Here is an 18,522-nt window from a genome sequence, read left to right on the forward strand (position 1 = left end):
CCGAGGCCGGCCCCGGCCTCAGCGGTGCACCACCACCATCAAGGCCTTCGCCTCGGTCTTGCCGATATTCCGGATCGTATGCGCGACATCCGCCGGATAGCGCGCCGTCGCCCCATGCTTGACCTTTTTCTTCTCCGGTCCCACTTCCAGTTCGACCGCGCCGGTCACCACGGTCAGGTGCTCGCTGGTGCCCGGGTCATGGGCCTGGGACGCCAGTTCGCCGCCCGGCTGCAGGGTCAGCTCGTACCATTCGTATTTGCCGGCCAGGTCCATCGGGCCGAGGATGCGTAGCGAGTAGCCGGCGTGGGCGCCGGGCAGGGTGGGGATCTCGTGGGCGTCGACGACCCGGATCAGGTCGGTGCTGCGCACTTCCGACGACAGCAGTTCGCCGATCTGCACGCCCAGCGCGTTGGCCAGGCGCCAGGTGATGGCGATGGTCGGATTCGCCTTCTCGCGTTCGATCTGGGACAGCATCGATTTGGACACGCCGGCGATGCGCGACAGGTCTTCGAGCGTGAGGCCGCGCGCCAGGCGCAGGCGCTGCAGGGTGGCGCCGACTTCGGGCGGTGCGCCGGCCGGGGTGGCGGGGGCGAGTGTCGTTACAACTTTATTCATCTACGCTTATTTGGCAATTGCTTGCCAACTCACTTGTCAACTGCGATGGCCGGGGGTAATATTCGATATATTGAATTTTTGTTCGAGATAAAGAACTCGGTTCAATACATCGAACGAACGGATCAACGGTACAACATCCGATAACCACCGGTCAAGCCGGAAAATACAAGGACGAGGAAGACAATGAGCGACCAGGCATTCTATAGCGCCCTCCAGACCAAACTCGACACGCTCCGGACCGAGGGCCTGTTCAAGCCCGAACGCGTGCTGGCATCGCGCCAGGGCGCCGAAGTCGTCGCCGCGGACGGCCGTACGCTGATCAATATGTGCGCCAATAACTACCTCGGCCTGTCCGGCGATCCGGAAACCCAGAAGGCGGCCGAAGCCGCGCTGCAGAAGTACGGCTACGGCCTGTCCTCGGTGCGCTTCATCTGCGGTACCCAGACCGTGCACAAGGAACTGGAACAGAAGCTGTCGGAATTCCTCGGTACCGAAGACACCATCCTGTACGCGGCGGCCTTCGACGCCAACGGCGGCGTGTTCGAGCCGCTGTTCGACGAGAACGACGCGATCATCTCGGATGCCCTGAACCACGCCTCGATCATCGACGGCATCCGACTGTGCAAGGCCGCGCGCTACCGCTACGCCAACAATGACATGGCCGACCTGGAGAAGCAGCTGATCGCCGCCCGTGACGCCGGCAAGCGCCACAAGATCATCGTCACCGACGGCGCCTTCTCGATGGACGGCACCATCGCCCAGCTGGACAGGATCGTCGAGCTGGCCGAGAAATACGGCGCCCTGACCATGATCGACGAGTCGCACGCTTCCGGCTTCATGGGCAAGACAGGGCGCGGCACCCACGAGCATTTCAACGTGATGGGCAAGATCGACATCATCACCGGCACCCTGGGCAAGGCCCTGGGCGGCGCGATGGGCGGCTTCACTTCGGGCCGCAAGGAAGTCATCGAGACCCTGCGCCAGAAGTCGCGCCCCTACCTGTTCTCGAACACGCTGGCGCCGATGATCGCCGGTGCGTCGATCGCCGTGCTGGACCGCATCGGCAAGAGCACGGAGCTGCGCGACCGCCTGCACGAGAACACGGCCTATTTCCGCCGCGAGATCGAGCGCATCGGTTTCACCATCAAGCCGGGCACCCACCCGGTGGTGCCGGTGATGCTGTTCGACGCCCCGGTGGCGCAGAAATTCGCGGCCCGCATGTTCGAACTGGGCGTGCTGCTGTCGGGCTTCTTCTACCCGGTGGTGCCGATGGGCCAGGCGCGCGTCCGCGTGCAGCTGTCGGCGGCGCATACCCGCGAACAGCTCGACACCGTGCTGAAAGCCTTCGAACAAGCCGGCCGCGAGCTGGGCATCATTAAAAGCAACTGAGAACAGGTAGGTAAAGAATGGAACGCATCCTCATCATCGGCGCCAATGGCCAGATCGGCAGTGAACTCGTGTCCGCGCTGGCGGAAAAGCATGGCGCGCACAACGTCATCGCTTCGGACATCAGCGAAACCAATGTGTACGGCGCGCAGCGCTACACCCGCCTCGACGTGATGGACCGCGATGCCGTGTCCCGCCTCATCCTTGATGAGGGCGTCACCCAGGTCTACCAGCTGGCCGCGCTGCTGTCCGCGACCGGCGAGAAGGCCCCGCTGAAAGCCTGGTCGCTGAACATGGACGGCCTGCTGAACATCCTCGAGATCGCCCGCGAGCGCGTGGAAGCCGGCAAGCCGCTGAAAGTGTTCTGGCCTTCGTCGATCGCCGCCTTCGGCCCGAACACGCCGGCCGAGGACACGCCGCAGTACACGGTGATGGACCCGACCTCGATCTACGGCATCAGCAAGCTGGCCGGCGAGCGCCTGTGCGAGTACTACCACGCCAAGTACGGCGTCGACGTGCGCAGCATCCGCTACCCGGGCATCATCAGCTTCAAGTCGCCTCCGGGCGGCGGCACCACCGACTATGCGATCGCCATCTTCCACTCGGCGCTCAAGGGCGAGACCTACGAGTGCTTCCTGGGCCCGGAAACCACGCTGCCGATGATCTACATGCCGGACGCGATCCGCGCTACCATCGAGCTGATGGAAGCCCCGGCCGGAAAAGTGGTCATCCGCTCCTCGTACAATGTGGCCGGCGTGTCCTTCAACCCGCGCGAGCTGGCAGCCAGCATCCAGCGCAAGCTGCCGGACTTCCGGATCGCCTACAAGCCGGACAGCCGTCAGCAGATTGCCGATTCGTGGCCGAAGAGCCTGGACGATGCCCGCGCGACTGCTGACTGGGGCTGGAAGGCCAGTATCGGTGTCGAGGAGATGGTTGCCGACATGCTCGAAAATGTGGATGTCGGACAGACTGCCTGAGTGTTGACGTTTACGAGGCGCAGGCCCTTGTCCTGTTCTTCCGGACCCAAAGATAATAAAGAAGCTTTTCAGGAGACAGCTCATGGACATGAGCGTATTTGACTTATTCAAGATCGGCATCGGCCCCTCCAGCTCGCACACGGTCGGCCCGATGGTCGCCGCGCGGCGCTTCCTGCTGGAGTGCGGGGACCTGAGCCAGGCGGTCGGCGTCGAAGCCCACCTGTATGGTTCGCTGGCCCTGACCGGCGTCGGCCACGCCACCGACAAGGCCGTGATCCTGGGCCTGATGGGCGAGACGCCGCAGGGCATCGATCCGGACAGCGTCGAGGACAAGCTGGCCGAGGCCGAACTCGATGGCGTGCTCAAGCTGCTGGGTACCAGGGAAGTGCCGTTCTCCAGCAAGACCAACCTGGTCTGGCACAAGCAGTCGACCCTGCCCGAGCATCCGAACGGCATGCGCTTCGTGCTCCAGTTGAGCGACGGCAGCGTCATCGAACGGATCTTCTATTCGATCGGCGGCGGCTTCATCACGGCTGCCGGCGAGACCCAGGCGCCGGCCAAGGAGACCGAAGCGGCGCCCGTGCCTTATCCCTTCGGCACCATGCGCGAGCTGCTCGAACACGGCAGGCGCGACGGCCTCTCCATTCCCGCCATGCTGCGAACGAACGAGCTGTCGCGCATGAGCGAGGCCGAGCTGGACGCCGGCCTGGACCGCATCTGGGATGTGATGCGCGACTGTATCGCCCACGGCCTGGTGACCGAAGGCCAGCTGCCGGGCGGCCTGAACGTCAAGCGCCGCGCCGCCAAGCTGTGGAAGCAGGCGCACTGCGATGCCGGCAACCGCCGCAACGAACTGCCGCACGACGCGACCCATCAGGTGACCCTGTACGCGATGGCGGTCAACGAAGAGAACGCGGCCGGCGGCCGGGTCGTGACGGCGCCGACGAACGGCGCGGCCGGCATCATCCCGGCGGTGCTGCGCTACTACGCCGAAGACTGTCGTCCGAGCGATCCGGTAAAGGGCATCCGCGACTTCCTCCTGACCTCGGCGGCGATCGGCATGCTGTGCAAGAAGAACGCCTCGATCTCGGGCGCCGAGATCGGCTGCCAGGGCGAGGTCGGCGTGGCCTGCGCGATGGCGGCGGCCGGCCTGGTGGCTGCGCTCGGCGGCTCCAACGAGCGCATCGAGAACGCGGCGGAGATCGGCATCGAGCACCACCTCGGCATGACCTGCGACCCGATCGGCGGCCTGGTGCAGATCCCCTGCATCGAGCGCAACGGCATGGGCGCGATCAAGGCGATCACCGCAGCCTCGCTGGCCATGAAGGGCGACGGTACTCACTTCGTGAGTCTCGACAACGTGATCGATACCATGCGCCAGACCGGCTACGACATGCAGGCCAAGTACAAGGAGACTTCGCTTGGCGGCCTGGCGGTGCACGTGGTGACCGTCAACCACGCGGCTTGCTGAGTTTGTGCGTGGGCTCATCCCGGCCGGCGGCTGGGATGACCGGCCCACGCGCCGCAATCTGAACAATATTCGGTAAAAAGACAAGTTTGCTGCAGGCGCACTATAATAAATAGTCAACGCCCGCCAACTTCGATCCTCCTTACCGTATGCACTATGTCTCCACCCGCGCGACCAGCGCGTCCGCAGCACGCAATCCCCAAGGTTTCTCCGACATCCTGCTGGGCGGCCTCGCGCCGGACGGCGGGCTGTATCTGCCGGCCGACTACCCGCAGGTCACCGGCGCCGAGCTCGACGCCTGGCGGCAGCTGGCCTACGCCGACCTGGCCTACGAGATCCTCCGCAAATTCGCCACCGACATCCCGGAAGCCGACCTGAAGGCCCTGACCGCGAAAACCTATACGGCCGAGGTCTACCGCAATGCGCGCGCCGACGAGTCGGCCGCCGAAATCACGCCCCTGCGCGTGCTCGAAGAGGGCGTCAAGGGCAAACTGATCCTGCAGGGCCTGTCGAACGGCCCGACCCTGGCCTTCAAGGACATGGCCATGCAGCTGCTCGGCAACCTGTTCGAGTATGCGCTGGCCAAGAATGAGGATGAGCTGAACATCTTTGGCGCCACCTCCGGCGACACCGGCAGCGCGGCCGAATATGCGATGCGCGGCAAGCGCGGCATCCGCGTCTTCATGCTGTCGCCGCACGCGAAGATGAGCGCCTTCCAGACCGCGCAGATGTTCAGCCTGCAGGACCCGAACATCTTCAACATCGCCGTCGAGGGTGTGTTCGACGATTGCCAGGACCTGGTCAAGGCGGTGTCGAACGACCTCGAATTCAAGGCCCGCCACAAGATCGGCACCGTCAACTCGATCAACTGGGCGCGCGTGGTGGCCCAGGTGGTCTACTATTTCCGCGGCTACCTGAAGGCGACCACTTCGAACGAGCAGAAAGTCTCGTTCACCGTCCCCTCGGGGAACTTCGGCAATATCTGCGCCGGCCACATCGCCCGCATGATGGGCCTGCCGATCGACAAGCTGGTGGTGGCGACCAACGAGAACAATGTGCTGGACGAGTTCTTCCGCACCGGCGTCTACCGCGTGCGCAAGCCGGCCGAGACCTTCCATACCAGCAGCCCGTCGATGGACATCTCGAAGGCTTCGAACTTCGAGCGCTTCGTCTACGAACTGGTGGGCCGCGACGCCGGGCGCACGCACGCGTTGTTCAGGAAAGTCGAGACCCACGGCGGCTTCGACCTGTCGGGCGCGCCAGGCAGCGACGGCGACGAGTTCAAGCGCGTGGCGGAGTATGGCTTCGTCTCGGGCTGCTCGAGGCATGAAGATCGCCTGAACACCATCCGCGAAGTCTTCGACGACTACGGCATCACCATCGACACCCACACGGCCGACGGCATCAAGGTCGCGCGCGAGCACCTCGCGCCCGGCGTGCCGATGATCGTGCTGGAGACCGCGCTGGCGGCCAAGTTCAATGAGACCATCCTCGAAGCCCTGGGCACGGACGCCGAGCGCCCGGCCGGCTTCGAGAACATCGAGGCGCTGCCGCAGCGCTTCGTGGTCATGAAGCCGGACGTCGTGCAGATGAAGGCGTATATTGCAGAAAGAACCAGCGCAGAAAGGACGGCGCAATGAGCGCAGCCGCCGCGCCGGCGCGCAAGCCGCTGATGCCCGTGCGGGAAGCCCTCGACTTCCTGCTGGCCGCCGCGCGGCCGGTGTCCGAGGTCGAGCTGGTGCCGACCCTGGAAGCCAACGGCCGCGTACTGGCCGAAGACCAGGCCTCGAAGCTCGACGTGCCGGGCGCCGACAATACCCAGATGGACGGCTACGCGGTGCGCGCGGCCGACTGCGCCGGCGCTGCCGCAAAACTGAAGGTGGCGCAGCGCATCCCGGCCGGCCAGGTCGGCAGCTTCCTGGAACCCGGCACCGCGGCGCGCATCTTCACCGGCGCCTTGATTCCCGAAGGCGCTGACGCCGTCGTCATGCAGGAGCAGTCCGAGCTGGATGGCGACATCGTCACCGTCCGGCACACGCCGCAGTCCGGCGAGTGGATCCGCCGCCAGGGCGAGGACGTGCGCGCCGGCGCCGTCATCCTGCCGGCCGGCACCCGCCTGCGCAGCCAGGAACTGGGGCTGGCCGCGTCCGTCGGCCTGGCCGAGCTGCCGGTGCGGCGCCGCCTGCGCGTGGCCGTATTCTTCACCGGCGACGAGCTGGCGATGCCTGGCGAGCCCTTGAAGCCTGGCGCGATCTACAACTCGAACCGCTTTACCCTGCGCGGCCTGCTGGAGAACTTCGGCTGTGAATTCACCGACTACGGCATCGTGCCGGATTCGCTGCAGGCGACCCGCGACACCCTGCGCGCGGCGGCCAGGCAGCACGACCTGATCATCACCTCGGGCGGCGTCTCGGTGGGCGAGGAAGACCATATCAAGCCGGCGGTCGAAGCGGAAGGGCGGCTGAACATGTGGCAGATCGCCGTGAAGCCGGGCAAGCCGCTGGCTTTCGGTGAAGTCAACCGGGGCGACGGACGCAAGGGGTCCGGCGTCAGCAGCGCCACTGGCGCTGCCTACTTCCTCGGTCTGCCCGGCAATCCGGTGTCGAGCTTCGTAACCTTCCTGCTGTTCGTGCGGCCCTTCCTGCTGCGCCTGCAGGGCGTGAGCGGCGAGCTCGCGCCGAAAGCGGTGACGATGCGCGCCGATTTCGATTGGCCGAAACCGGACCGCCGCAACGAATTCCTGCGCGCCCGCATCAACGGCGAGGGCGGGGTGGAACTGTTCCCGAACCAGGGCTCGGGCGTGCTGACCTCCACCGTGTGGGCCGACGGCCTGATCGACTGCCCGCCGGGCCAGGCGATCGCACGCGGCGACATGGTCCGCTTCATCCCCTTCGCTTCACTTCAACACTGACATGAACATCAATTTGCGATTTTTTGCCAGCGTACGCGAGGCTGTCGGTACGGCTGGGGAGGCGGTGACGCTGCCCGAGGGCGTGGCGACGGTCGGCGCGGTGCGCGATTTCCTGATCGCCCGCGGCGGCGCCTGGGCCGAAGCCCTGGGCCGCGAGCGTGCGCTGCGCATGGCCTTCAATCATGTGATGTGCGAGCCGGAGACGGCGATTCGCGAGGGTGGGGAAGTGGCTTTCTTTCCGCCGGTGACGGGGGGATGAAGTAACTGGCAACATAGGAACCGTCGTCCCCGCGAAGGCGGGGATCCAAGTTCGCCGTTCAGCGGCAAAAGCTGAACGTAGTCGGCTGCTCAAGCAAACCTGGGTTCCCGCCTTCGCGGGAACGACGTTTCTAAGCTAAGGTCTTCTCCGCCAACGCCAACAAGCGCGCGCAATTTTCGTTACGCGACCCATAATCCTTCCAGGCCGTCTCCCGCGCGATCTCCTGCCACTTGCGCAGCGACTCCCCGGTCAGGTCCACGGTGCGCCCGCCCTTGCCCTGGAACAGGGCCGCGACCGCCGCATCGTCCATCTCGGCCGACCTGCGGGCGAAGGCTTCCAGTTCGGCGCCGACCGACATCAGGATGCCCTGCTGCTCGCGCGGCAGGCGGTCGAAGGCGGCTTTCGAGATCAGCAGCGGCTCCAGCATGAACCAGTAGGCGCCGCCGCGGGCGGTGGTGACGTATTTCGAGACTTCGTCCAGGCGGAAGGAGATCAGCGAGGACGAGGAGGTCATGGCCGCATCCAGCTGCCCCTTCTGCAGGGCGCCGCGGATTTCGTTGGACGGCATGCTGACCACGCTGGCGCCGGCTTCCTTGAGCAGCATGTCCATCTCGTGCGAGCCGCCGCGCACCTTCAGTCCGGCCGCGTCTTCCGGATTCACGATCGGCTTGCCGCGCGAGGCGACGCCGCCGGCCTGCCAGATCCAGCTCAGGATCACGATGCCGCGGTCGGCCAGCATGCGGGTGAATTCCTTGCCGATTTCCGCATCCTTCCAGGCATAGCCCTGCTCGTAGGAGGTCACCAGGCCCGGCATCAGGCCGATGTTCACTTCCGGCAGTTCGGCGCCGGCATAGGTCAGCGGTACCAGCGACATGTCGAGCTGGCCCTTGGACAGGGCCGGGATCTGGTCTTCGCTCTTCATCAGCGAGGAGTGCGGGTAGATCGAGAACTTGAGCCTGCCCCTGGTACGGCGTTCGACGCCGGCCGCGAACATGCGGCACAGGCGGTCGCGGAAATCTCCTTCGGCGACGCTGCCGCCGGGGAACTGGTGGGAGATCTTGAGATTGGTGGGCTGGGCCCATGCAGCTTGAAGCCAGAGCGGGCTGGTCGCGATCGCGCCCAGCAATGTCCTACGTGTCATTGCCGACATTTACATCCTCCAAGATGATGTTACGGACTACCGGACTACGTGGTTCTTTATTGTTGTACGCATAAGAATATTCTCAGCAGAATACAAGTCAAGAAAATTGTTATGTGTCTGCTAAAGAAAAAATGCTGCAGTGCATAGTGAAAAACCGCGATGCGGCATGAGTATTACCCATGTGTTCGGGGGTGTCCTTGCGCTGGCGCTGGAGAGTGCGGGATCGAAAATGAGAACGCCGCGGCATGCTGCGCCGCGGCGTAGGAAAAGCGGGTGGCCGGCGCGCCGTGTGGCGAATCCGGCGCTCGGGCGAGGCTCAGCGCGCCGGCAGCGGGTAGGTCGCCGGGCTGACGTTGCCGTCCTTGTCCACGGCCTGCACGCCGTACAGCACGTTATCCTTGGACATGTCGACGCGGGCCGTGGTCACGTTGCCGACGTAGCGCGAACCCTGCCACAGCGGCGCGGTGGTCTCGCGCCAGACGATGCGGTAGCCGGCGATGTCGGGTTCGGCATTCGCCTTCCACGCCAGGTCGGTGCCGTTGTCGAGGGCTGCGGTCTTCACCTTCACCTCCTGGGGAGCGGCCGGCGCCAATGCCAGCGATGCCAGCGAAGCGGCGTTCACGCGCGCCACCTGGGCCACGTAGTCGGGGTCGACGAATTCCGGCAGGTCGCCGATCTTGACGCCGTTTTCGCTGCGCAGGTCCTGGTGCTGGTGCCTGAAGTCCTCGTTCGGTTCCGTGAAGCGCACCGCCGCATAGCCGGCGTCTAGGAAGGGGCTGTGGTCGCCGCCGCGCAGGTAGCGGTCGCGCCGGTAGATGATGTCGACCTTGAAGTTCGGGACGTAGCGCTCGCCGGTTTCCTTGACGTGGCGGGCCAGCTGGCGGGTGATCGAATCGTTCTCGCCGCCGGTCACGAGCAGGGTGCGCAGCTCGGGCGAAGGCGCTTCCTTCAGCGGCGGCACGCCTTCTGCGAACAGGCGCACGCGCGAGTTGTCCTGCCTGCCCTTTTCGTCGTGCGAGCTGCCGATGATGTCGTTGTTCAGCATGCCGGCGATATTCAGCTTGTTGGCCTTGGCTTCCCTGGCGAAGTGGCCGGCGCCGTACAGGCCCTGTTCTTCGGCCGCCACTGTCATGAAGACCAGGGTGGCGTCGAACTTGTGGCGCGCCATCACGCAAGCCATCTCGATCACCGCCGCGGTGCCCGAGGCGTCGTCGTTGGCGCCGGGCGCATCGTCGGTGTAGTTCATGACGTCGGTGACGCGCGAATCGTAGTGGCCGCTGACCACGTACAGGCGGTCCTTCGAGGCCGCCTGGCTGCCCGGCAGGGTCGCGACCACGTTGACGATCTCGGTCGGGCGCGAGATGCGGTTGTCGACCGGGTGCAGGTGGCTGTCGAAGCGCACCTCGAGGCGGCCGGCGCCGCAGCGCTCCATCTCCGACTTGATCCAGCGGCGGGCGGCGCCGATGCCGCGCGTATCGGAGGTGGTGTCCGACATCGTGTGGCGGGTGCCGAAGCTCACCAGCTTGTTGACGTAGCCCTGGATGCGTTGCGGCGAGATCTCCTTGACGATGGCGTCGATCTCGGCCTGGCGGACGGGAAGCGGGCGGTCTGTGGCGGCAGTGTCGGCGGCGGCTTGCGCGCCGCTCTGGATGGACGCGGCGCCGGCGAACAGCAGGGCCACGGACAGCTTGGTAAGACGGGGCATAACTCTCCTTGCGATGAAGACGATCACGGCGCGGCAGCCATCGGGCCGCGCCGTTGAGCATATATCACTTCGCGCCGGCGCGGAAGCTCACAGCGAGGCCAGGTATTTGCGGATCGCGTCGTTGACCTGCTGCGGCTGGTCGATCATCGCGAAGTGGCGGGCCGGCGCCACCGTCACCACCTCGACCTTCGGCGCGCCCTGCAGCAGGGAGCGGTAGTAGTCGGCCTTGGCATCGGCGGTGAGTCCCTGCTGGCTGCCGTCGGCGTCGAAGAAAGGAGAGATGACCAGCACCGGCGCCTGGATGTTCTTCAGGCCCGGACGCAGGTCGAGCTCCAGCACGTCGGCCGCGTACTGGCCGGTGGAAGCCGGGTCGCTGCGGCCGGTCAGCTGGGCGAGGTCGTCGGCCTTGCTCATGTCCATCACGCCGATGGTGCGCATGTAGCCCTGCTGCTGGGAGGCGAACAGCGCCGGGTTCATGCCGGCCAGGCGCGCCTTCATGGTCTGGGCATACTTGCCGCGTTCCGCCGGCGGCAGCGCTTCGGTGCCCGGCATGACGGGCAGGCCATCGATGGCGACCACGCCGCCGACGCTCGCCGGCTTGTCCTCGGCCACCGCCAGCGCCATGGTCGCGCCCAGGCTGTGGCCGACGATGACCGGCTTGTCCAGCCGGCGCTGCTCGAGCAGCTTCCCGACCGCGGCCCGCGCCGATGCGAAGGCATTGGCGGGCGCCGCCGGGCGGCCGTCGAAGCCCGGCAGGGTCAGGACGTACACCGCGCGCTCGGGGCTGAAGGCGCGCACCGTCTCCTGCCACACCCAGCCGCCGCTGGCCAGGCCGGGAATCAGGACCAGCGGCCGGCCCTTGGCGCCCGTTTTCGGTCCGAACTGTTCGACCAGCACGCCGTCGATTTCGAAGCGCTCGGCCGGCGCGATGGTGGCGGCGAAGCGGTTCGCCTGCGGCGCGGCCGCTTCGACGGCGTGGCTCGAGCCAGCGGACATCAGGGCGACGAGAACGCCGACAACGATGGGGAAGAAGGCGAAAGGCTTTTTGCAGGCAAACGGGTTCATGCTGGCTCCTGTTCTGGAAAGAAGATTGCTTCGATCGGTTGTTCAAAGAGTTTCGAAATCGTGAAGGCCAAGGGCAGGCTGGGGTCGTAGCGCCCGGTCTCGATGGCGATCACGGTCTGGCGCGAGACGCTCAGCAGGTCGGCCAGGTGGGCCTGGCTCCAGCCGCGGGCGGCGCGCAGTTCGCGGATCAGGTTTTTCATTTTTCGAGCAGGCGGCGGGCCAGGTTGACGACGGCCACGCTCGAGCACATCACGACCCAAACGTAGAACATGGAGAGCTTGGGGAATCCGGCGGTTTCCATGAAGCCGTAGGTGAAGGTGACCGCGCCCGTGATGGCGGTGGCGATCGCGAGGTTCTCCAGCATGCGCATGCGCTGGTATTCGTCGATCCGGGCGAAATGGCGCACGATGGTCCGGATCATCAGGCCGAAGCCGATCATGGGGCTGACCAGCACCAGGGTGCGCAGCCAGCCGTCTTCCATCGGGCGGCCGTAGCGGATCGCCGCCATCAGCAGCACCGTATAGACCGCCAGCGCGATCATCAGCTCGAGGGTATAGGCCCGCGCAACGCGTTTCTCATGCATTTGGACACCTCCTTTTATGTAAAGCACACTTAACATGTAAAGCATGCTTGACACTGTAGGACGCACCGAAACCAATGTCAAGGCCCCTTTACATATATTTTTGAACACCCACATCGTCTACAATGCCGGCCCATGAATGCCATCCCTGAAACCCCGCGCCGCGCCATCGTCGTCGGCGGCGGTCCCGCCGGCCTGATGGCCGCCGAAGTGCTGTCCGCCGGCGGCGTGCAGGTCGACCTGTACGACGCCATGCCCTCCGTCGGCCGCAAGTTCCTGCTGGCCGGCAAGGGCGGCATGAACATCACCCATTCGGAAGACTTCGAGGCCTTCGCCGGCCGCTACGGCAAGCGCCGCGTGGAGGTCGGGCAATGGCTGGACGGCTTCACGCCGCGGCAGGTGCGCGAGTGGATCCATGGCCTCGGCATCGATACCTTCGTCGGCAGCTCGGGCCGCGTATTCCCGACCGACATGAAGGCCGCGCCGCTGCTGCGCGCCTGGCTGCACCGGCTGCGTGAGGCCGGCGTGCGCTTCCACATGCGGCACCGCTGGCTGGGCTGGCGCGACGGCGGGCTCCTGTTCGCGGCCCCGGACGGCGAGCGGGTGGAGTCCGCCGATGCGGTGGTGCTGGCCATGGGCGGCGCCAGCTGGCCGCGCCTCGGCTCGGACGGCGCCTGGGCGCCGCTGCTGGGCGAACAGGGCGTCGAGGTGGCGCCGCTGGTGCCGATGAACTGCGGTTTCGAGACCGCCTGGAGCGAGCATTTCGCCGGCCGCTACGCCGGCGCGCCGCTCACCACGGTGGCGCTGGCGGCCGAGGATGGCGACGGGCGAAAGATCTATCGCAAGGGACAGTTCGTGATCACGGCCAGCGGCATCGAGGGTAGCCTGGTGTACACGCTGTCGGCGGCCATCCGCGACCGCATCCAGCGCGATGGCCGGACCACGGTCTGGATCGACCTGCTGCCCGACCACGATGCCGCGCGCGTGGCGGAGGAAGTGATGCGTCCGCGCGGTGCGAAGTCGATGTCCAGCCACCTGCAAAGCCGGTTGGGGATCAAGGGCGTGAAATCGGGCCTGCTGCACGAAGCCTTGCGCAAGGAAGAATATGCGGACCCGGCGCGGCTGGCGGCCGCCATCAAGGCCTTGCCGCTCACGCTGGAGCGTCCGCGCCCGATCGCGGAGGCGATCAGCAGCGGCGGCGGGGTGCGCTTCGAGGCGCTGGCCTCGCCGGCCGGCATGCTGCGCGCGCTGCCGGGCGTGTTCGTGGCCGGCGAGATGGTCGACTGGGAAGCGCCCACCGGCGGGTACCTGCTGACCGCCTGCTTCGGCAGCGGGCGGGCCGCCGGCCAGGGTGCGCTGGACTGGATGAAAGGCGGCGCCTGATCAGTCCTGGAAGCTGACGCTGCCGCTGCCGTTGCGGCTGACTTCCCGGCGGTCGGGATTGCCGAACACGGTGATGCTGCCGCTGCCGGTCATTTCCACGTTTACGCGCTTGCTGGCGTAGACCGCGCTGCTGCCGGAGCCGTGGTGGGCCAGGTCGACGTCGGCGGCGCGCAGGTGGCGGGCGTCGAGTTCGCCGGCGCCGGCGACTTCCGCATGCAGTTCGCGCGCGCCGCCCACCAGGGTCATGTGGCCGGTGCCCTTGACGTCGGCCGTCACCCGGTCGGCATTGCCGCCGGTGATGTCGATGTCGCCGCTGCCGAGCAGGCTGGCGTCGATCTCGCGGTAGCGGCCGTTGAAGCGCAGGCCGGCCGAGCCGTTGACGTTCAGTTCGATGCGGTCGCCCGAGAAGCCGCTGACCGTGTGCTGGCCGTTGCCGCCGAGGGTCAGGTGCTCGAGTGTCGGCAGCACGAGGGTGACTTCGAGCGGCTGGCGGTGGCGCAGCAGGATGCCGCGCGGGCCGATGTGCAGGGTATTGCCGTCCACCGTGGTGTCGACGTTGGCCAGCAGGCGCTGTTCGCCGCGCACTTCGAGCGAGGCCGAGGTGCCCTGGCGCAGGATCAGGTTGATCGGCCCGCTGACGTCGACCTCGCCGATGCTGGCGCCGAGCGTGCGTTTTTCGGTGGCGACCAGGCGGCTGCCCGGGCTGGCGGCGCCGCCGCTGTTGCCCTGGGCCCGCAGCATGCTCCAGGAAGCGCCGATCAGCAGCAGGGCCAGCAGCAGCAGGGCGAATCCGGTCTTGATCAATGCGCGCATGGGTCTCCTCGCTCTCTCAATGTCCCTTGAGCAGGGAGAAATTCATCTGGACGTAGCGCTTGATGCCTTGCGCCGTGAAGCGCGTCGCCACCAGCGACAGCAGGAACAGCGCGATCCCGCCCAGCACCATGCCGAAGCCGAACAGGGTCTGGGTTGTGCGCGAGTCGGCGTCCATGTCGGTCGTGATATGCAGGCTGTTGCCGGCCACGACTTCGGCGCCGCGGCGCAGGCGCGAGCCGCTGGCCTTGCCCTCGTCGTCATTGCCGGCGTCGGCGCCTTCCTCGTGGACGTGGATGCCGGTATCGTCGATCCGCACCCGGATCTGCCGGCGGTCCGGATCTTCGTCGCCGATCTGCACGTAGCGGGTCGGCAGGTCGAGCAGCAGTTCGCTGTTGCCGGCCAGGCCGCTGGCGGTGATGGCGATGCCGCTCAGGTAGAAGGCCAGGGCGCACACATACAGCGCGAACAGCAGGGCCGAATACACCATCGCCGGCACGATCATGAACAGGTTGAAGATCGCGAGGCCGGCGCCGGACACCAGCACCCGCAGCACCCCGACCGGATTGCGCTTTTCCAGGACCGGGCCCGGCCTGGCGGCGGCCTGGCCGGCAGCCGGGGGCGTGGATTGCGCGGTGGCCTGGGCGCCGAGTTGCGCACTATGGCTGCTGGCGCGCAAGGTCATCGCGATCCTGTTCGGGTCGTCGAGTTCGCGCGCGACGTCCTGTTCGCTGCGGCCGGTATTGACACCGTCGACGAAGCGCTGCTCGTAATAGCCGAGGGTCTTGGCTTGCACTTCGGGCGGCAGGCCCAGCATGGCGCGCTTCAGCAGTTCGAGGTATTCCAGTTTGCCCATCGCCTGCTCCACCTCAGTTCCGCGCCACCATCAGCATGGCATGGACGGCCGGATCGCTCGACGCGCCGAGGCCGGGTTGCACCAGGATGGCCGTTGCCACGACCACGAAGGCGAGCAGGAGCAGGGTACGCAGGGCCAGCAGGCTGTTCATTTGCAGATCCGATAACACTTGTGTCGATGCTGCCACTGTACCCATCCGGCCCGTGGAACGCCACGCATGTGCGACAGGATGCAGTTTTGACGGGGCAGGCTGCGCCTGGGGCCGATAACCGTAGCTCATGGCTTGATGCCCAGCGCCAGCCGGGCGGCGGCCAGGCCGCTTCGCGCCGCCGTCTCCAGGGTCGCCGGATAGTCGCCGGCGGTATAGTCGCCGGCCAATACCAGGCCCGGCAGGCCGGTGGCGTTGGCCGGACGTAGCAGGCCCGGAGTGCAGGCGAAGGTGGCGCGCTTCTCCGTCAATACGCGGCTCCAGTGCGGCTGCGCCAGGGCGGGCCGGTCGAAAGCGCTCGCCAGTTGCGCCGCGACGGCCTGGGCCAGGGCATCCTGGTCGAGGGCCGCCGCCTCGGCCGCCGTACTGACGACCACCGCCAGCAGGCCGTCCTGGCCGGGATCGAGCTGGCCGCGGTCGAAGGCGAACTGGCCCCAGGCCCCGTGCGCCGGGTCGTCGAGCAGGGCGCAGAAGGGCAGCGGCAGGCGCTGGCCGGCCTCATATTGCAGGTAGACCGTCGAAATCGGCTCGTAGTCGAAGGCCTCGAGTTGGGCCGCCAGCGTTTCGGCGCCGGCCAGGGGCCGCAGCAGGACCGCGCTCTGCCAGGCCGGGGTGGCCAGCACCATGGCGTCGAAGCGTGAGGAATCGGCGCCGCTTGCGACCTGCCAGCCCTCGTCCGCCGGCGCGATGGCGTCGACCCGGGCTCCGCACAGGACCCGGCCGCCGCGCTCTTCGATATAGCCTTGCGCGGCCTGGGGAAAGAGGGCATCCAGCATCACCCTCGGGATCAGCATGTCCGAGGCCTTGCGATTGGCGCCCAGGCTGTCTCGCAACACCGCCAGGAAGACCTTGGCGGAAGCCCGCTCGATCGGCGTATTCAGGGCCGCCAGGCACAGCGGCCGCCACATCAGGCGGGTCAGGCGCGCGGTCTGGCCGAAGCGCTCCAGCAGTTCGGCCACGCTGCAGTCGGTGTTCAGGCCCCACTGCATCCAGCGCGCGCTGGTGCTGAAGCGCGCCAGCGCCAGCTTGTCGTCGCGGTCCAGGCCTTTCGCGCGCAACAGCGCCAGCAGCATGTGCAGCGGCGCCGGCAGGGGCGGGGCGACGAAGTCCAGCAGCCCGCTGCCGGGCGGATAGCGCATTTGCAGCGGCAGGCGCAGCAGCGCATCGCGCTCCGCGACGCCGACCCGGCGCAGCAGCGCCAGCGTCTGCGCATAGGCGCCCAGCATGATGTGCTGGCCGTTGTCGAGCAGGGCTTCCTTCGCCTGCACGGCACGGGCGCGGCCGCCCAGGGTGCGGGCGGCTTCGAACAGCGTGACCCGCGCGCCGCGCGACGCCAGTTCGACGCCGGCGGCGCAGCCGGCCCAGCCGCCGCCAATGACGGCAACGCGCGGACCGGCGGCAGCCTTCCGCTTATCCGCGGACATAGGTCTTCCACGCCAGCCACAGCTTGCGCAGCGGCGTGAGGGAGATGCGCTGGTTCAGGACCTTGAAGTCGTCGCGCTCGATCTCGTCGAGCACGGTGCGGTAGATCGCCGCCATCATCAGGCCGGGACGCTGGGCGCGCCGGTCTTCCTTCGGCAGCAGGGCGAAGGCTTCGTCGTAGATGGCGCGCGCACGGTCGGCCTGGAACTTCATCAGCGCCTCGAACTTCTCGTTGTGGCGGAAATTCAGGATGTCCGCGGCGGTCACGTTGAACTGCTGCAGTTCGTTGACCGGCAGGTAGATGCGGCCCTTGCGCGCGTCGTCGCCGACGTCGCGGATGATATTCGTCAGCTGGAACGCCAGGCCCAGCTTCTCGGCATACTGCAGGGTCTTGGGATTCGTGACGCCGAAGATGCTGGCCGACAGGATGCCGACCACGCCCGCCACATGCCAGCAGTATTTGCGCAGGCCGGCGTAATCGAGGTAGCGCGACTGGTCGAGGTCCATCTCCATGCCGTCGATGATGGCCTGCAGGTGCTGCTCCTGCAGATTGTAGGCGGCCAGGTGGGGCTGCAGCGCCTGGGTCACCGGGTGGGTCGGCGCGCCTTTATACATCGCGGACACTTCGGTGCGCCACCAGGCCAGCTTGATGCGCGCGACCGACTGGTCGTGGGTCTCGTCGACGGTGTCGTCGACCTCCCGGCAGAATGCATACAGCGCCGTGATCGCCCTGCGGCGCTCGTGCGGCAGGAACAGGAAGCTGTAGTAGAAGCTGGAGCCGCTTTGGACGGTCTTTTGTTGGCAGTAGTCGTCGGGAGACATAAATAATAGTGGTTGATGCCTGATGCTAGTCCGCTATTTTACATGCGGAACGCTCGCCACAGCAGTATCGCCCAGTCGAGCCGCCTGAGCTGGGGCCGGCGCCGGAACACATCGTAGTCGGCGCGCTCGATCCCTTCGAGGATCCGCAGCCCGCCCTGCACGACCAGGCGCAGCTCCCAGCCTATCCGTCCCGGCAGGCGGGTGGCCAGCGGCGCGCCCTCCAGCATCAGGGCGCGCGCCCGTTCGACCTCGAAGCGCATCAGGGCGCGCCAGGCGGGGCCGGTGTGGCCCCGGGCGATCTCTTCTTCGCCGATCTCGTGGCGGACCAGGTCTTCCTGCGGCAGGTAGATACGGCCTTTCTCGATGTCGATGCCGACGTCCTGCCAGAAGTTGATCAGCTGGAGGGCCGAGCAGACCGCATCCGATTCGCGCAGGCTGGACTCGTCCACGGTGCCGTAGAGGCCCAGCATCAGGCGCCCGACCGGATTCGCGGAGCGCCGGCAATAATCGAGCAGGGCTGTATAGTCGGGGTAGCGGGTGGTGACCACGTCCTGGCGGAAGGCGCTCAGCAGGTCGCGCAACGGCTGCAGGGGCAGGGCGTGGCGCCGCAGGGCGTCGGCCAGGCGCGCGAACATCGGCGTGGCGGGACGATCGCCGCGCTCGATGCCGTCCAGCGCGGCATCGTAGGCATCCAGCGCGGCAAGACGCTCGGCCGGCGCGGCATCGCCTTCGTCGGCGATGTCGTCCGCGCTGCGCGCGAAGGCGTAGATCGCCTCGACCGCCGGCACCAGGCGGCGCGGCAGCAGGATGGACGCGACAGGAAAGTTTTCGTAATGGTCTATGGGCATGGGGCGGACATCGAGAACTGACTCTAACGTCATTTACTGGCTGTGTTTGCATGATTATAATTGTTG

Annotated in this window: 19 protein-coding genes; 7 read left to right on the forward strand and 12 right to left on the reverse strand. The window is 66.8% G+C overall.

Annotated elements, in window-relative coordinates:
* Positions 1-18: 18 nt before the first annotated feature.
* Entirely contained in the window at positions 19-615 is a 597-nt protein-coding gene (locus tag AB4Z32_RS12245) for a helix-turn-helix domain-containing protein (protein ID WP_442122119.1), read from the reverse strand.
* 183 nt (positions 616-798) lie between these two features.
* Here AB4Z32_RS12245 and kbl point away from each other — a divergent pair, with 183 nt between their 5' ends.
* The 6 genes from kbl to moaD all read left to right on the forward strand — a co-directional run bounded on the left by kbl (position 799) and on the right by moaD (position 7,616).
* A complete protein-coding gene (gene kbl / locus AB4Z32_RS12250; RefSeq protein ID WP_442122120.1) occupies positions 799-2,004 on the forward strand; it encodes a glycine C-acetyltransferase in 1,206 nt (401 codons plus the stop codon).
* A 17-nt stretch (positions 2,005-2,021) separates the two neighbouring features.
* Positions 2,022-2,978 (forward strand): NAD-dependent epimerase/dehydratase family protein, encoded by a 957-nt coding sequence (locus AB4Z32_RS12255; RefSeq protein ID WP_442122121.1) that lies wholly within the window; start codon positions 2,022-2,024, stop codon positions 2,976-2,978.
* Between the two features lie 82 nt (positions 2,979-3,060).
* Positions 3,061-4,449, forward strand: a complete 1,389-nt coding sequence (locus tag AB4Z32_RS12260; protein WP_442122122.1) for an L-serine ammonia-lyase — start codon at positions 3,061-3,063, stop codon at positions 4,447-4,449.
* A gap of 146 nt (positions 4,450-4,595) precedes the next feature.
* Positions 4,596-6,086, forward strand: a complete 1,491-nt coding sequence (thrC, locus tag AB4Z32_RS12265) for a threonine synthase (RefSeq protein ID WP_442122123.1) — start codon at positions 4,596-4,598, stop codon at positions 6,084-6,086.
* Positions 6,083-7,357: a molybdopterin molybdotransferase MoeA gene (locus tag AB4Z32_RS12270; RefSeq protein ID WP_442122124.1), complete on the forward strand. Its 1,275-nt coding sequence runs from the start codon at positions 6,083-6,085 to the stop codon at positions 7,355-7,357. The genes thrC and AB4Z32_RS12270 overlap by 4 nt, the downstream gene beginning before the upstream one ends.
* A gap of 1 nt (position 7,358) precedes the next feature.
* Complete coding sequence (gene moaD / locus AB4Z32_RS12275) at positions 7,359-7,616, forward strand: molybdopterin converting factor subunit 1 (protein ID WP_442122125.1); 258 nt, start codon at positions 7,359-7,361, stop codon at positions 7,614-7,616.
* A 130-nt stretch (positions 7,617-7,746) separates the two neighbouring features.
* On the opposite strand, the gene dctP is transcribed toward moaD, so the two are convergent.
* From dctP to AB4Z32_RS12300, 5 genes are all read right to left on the reverse strand, one after another.
* Positions 7,747-8,766, reverse strand: coding sequence for a TRAP transporter substrate-binding protein DctP (gene dctP / locus AB4Z32_RS12280; protein ID WP_442122126.1), 1,020 nt, complete (start codon positions 8,764-8,766; stop codon positions 7,747-7,749).
* A gap of 307 nt (positions 8,767-9,073) precedes the next feature.
* The gene (locus AB4Z32_RS12285) at positions 9,074-10,462 is read right to left on the reverse strand and encodes a M28 family peptidase (RefSeq protein WP_442122127.1); all 1,389 of its coding nucleotides are present in this window, start codon (positions 10,460-10,462) and stop codon (positions 9,074-9,076) included.
* A gap of 87 nt (positions 10,463-10,549) precedes the next feature.
* The gene (locus tag AB4Z32_RS12290) at positions 10,550-11,527 is read right to left on the reverse strand and encodes an alpha/beta fold hydrolase (RefSeq protein WP_442122128.1); all 978 of its coding nucleotides are present in this window, start codon (positions 11,525-11,527) and stop codon (positions 10,550-10,552) included.
* On the reverse strand, positions 11,524-11,727 hold the full coding sequence (locus tag AB4Z32_RS12295; RefSeq protein ID WP_442122129.1) for a helix-turn-helix transcriptional regulator: 204 nt from the start codon (positions 11,725-11,727) through the stop codon (positions 11,524-11,526). Before AB4Z32_RS12295 ends, AB4Z32_RS12290 begins: the two co-directional genes overlap by 4 nt.
* Entirely contained in the window at positions 11,724-12,110 is a 387-nt protein-coding gene (locus tag AB4Z32_RS12300) for a hypothetical protein (protein WP_442122130.1), read from the reverse strand. The genes AB4Z32_RS12295 and AB4Z32_RS12300 overlap by 4 nt, the downstream gene beginning before the upstream one ends.
* A gap of 132 nt (positions 12,111-12,242) precedes the next feature.
* On the opposite strand from AB4Z32_RS12300, the gene AB4Z32_RS12305 reads away from it, so the two are divergent.
* Complete coding sequence (locus AB4Z32_RS12305) at positions 12,243-13,490, forward strand: NAD(P)/FAD-dependent oxidoreductase (RefSeq protein WP_442122131.1); 1,248 nt, start codon at positions 12,243-12,245, stop codon at positions 13,488-13,490.
* On the opposite strand, the gene AB4Z32_RS12310 is transcribed toward AB4Z32_RS12305, so the two are convergent.
* From AB4Z32_RS12310 to hpnC, 6 genes are all read right to left on the reverse strand, one after another.
* Positions 13,491-14,303 (reverse strand): head GIN domain-containing protein, encoded by an 813-nt coding sequence (locus AB4Z32_RS12310; protein WP_442122132.1) that lies wholly within the window; start codon positions 14,301-14,303, stop codon positions 13,491-13,493. It lies immediately after the preceding gene.
* 16 nt (positions 14,304-14,319) lie between these two features.
* On the reverse strand, positions 14,320-15,156 hold the full coding sequence (locus AB4Z32_RS12315) for a DUF1700 domain-containing protein (RefSeq protein ID WP_442122133.1): 837 nt from the start codon (positions 15,154-15,156) through the stop codon (positions 14,320-14,322).
* 13 nt (positions 15,157-15,169) lie between these two features.
* Positions 15,170-15,307, reverse strand: coding sequence for a hypothetical protein (locus AB4Z32_RS12320; protein ID WP_442122134.1), 138 nt, complete (start codon positions 15,305-15,307; stop codon positions 15,170-15,172).
* Between the two features lie 125 nt (positions 15,308-15,432).
* Entirely contained in the window at positions 15,433-16,788 is a 1,356-nt protein-coding gene (gene hpnE / locus AB4Z32_RS12325) for a hydroxysqualene dehydroxylase HpnE (RefSeq protein WP_442122135.1), read from the reverse strand.
* Complete coding sequence (gene hpnD, locus AB4Z32_RS12330; protein ID WP_442122136.1) at positions 16,775-17,608, reverse strand: presqualene diphosphate synthase HpnD; 834 nt, start codon at positions 17,606-17,608, stop codon at positions 16,775-16,777. Before hpnD ends, hpnE begins: the two co-directional genes overlap by 14 nt.
* A gap of 38 nt (positions 17,609-17,646) precedes the next feature.
* Complete coding sequence (gene hpnC / locus AB4Z32_RS12335; protein ID WP_442122137.1) at positions 17,647-18,456, reverse strand: squalene synthase HpnC; 810 nt, start codon at positions 18,454-18,456, stop codon at positions 17,647-17,649.
* Positions 18,457-18,522: the final 66 nt, after the last annotated feature.

The sequence above is a fragment of the Massilia sp. 2TAF26 genome (assembly GCF_052115005.1).
Classification (GTDB): domain Bacteria; phylum Pseudomonadota; class Gammaproteobacteria; order Burkholderiales; family Burkholderiaceae_D; genus Telluria.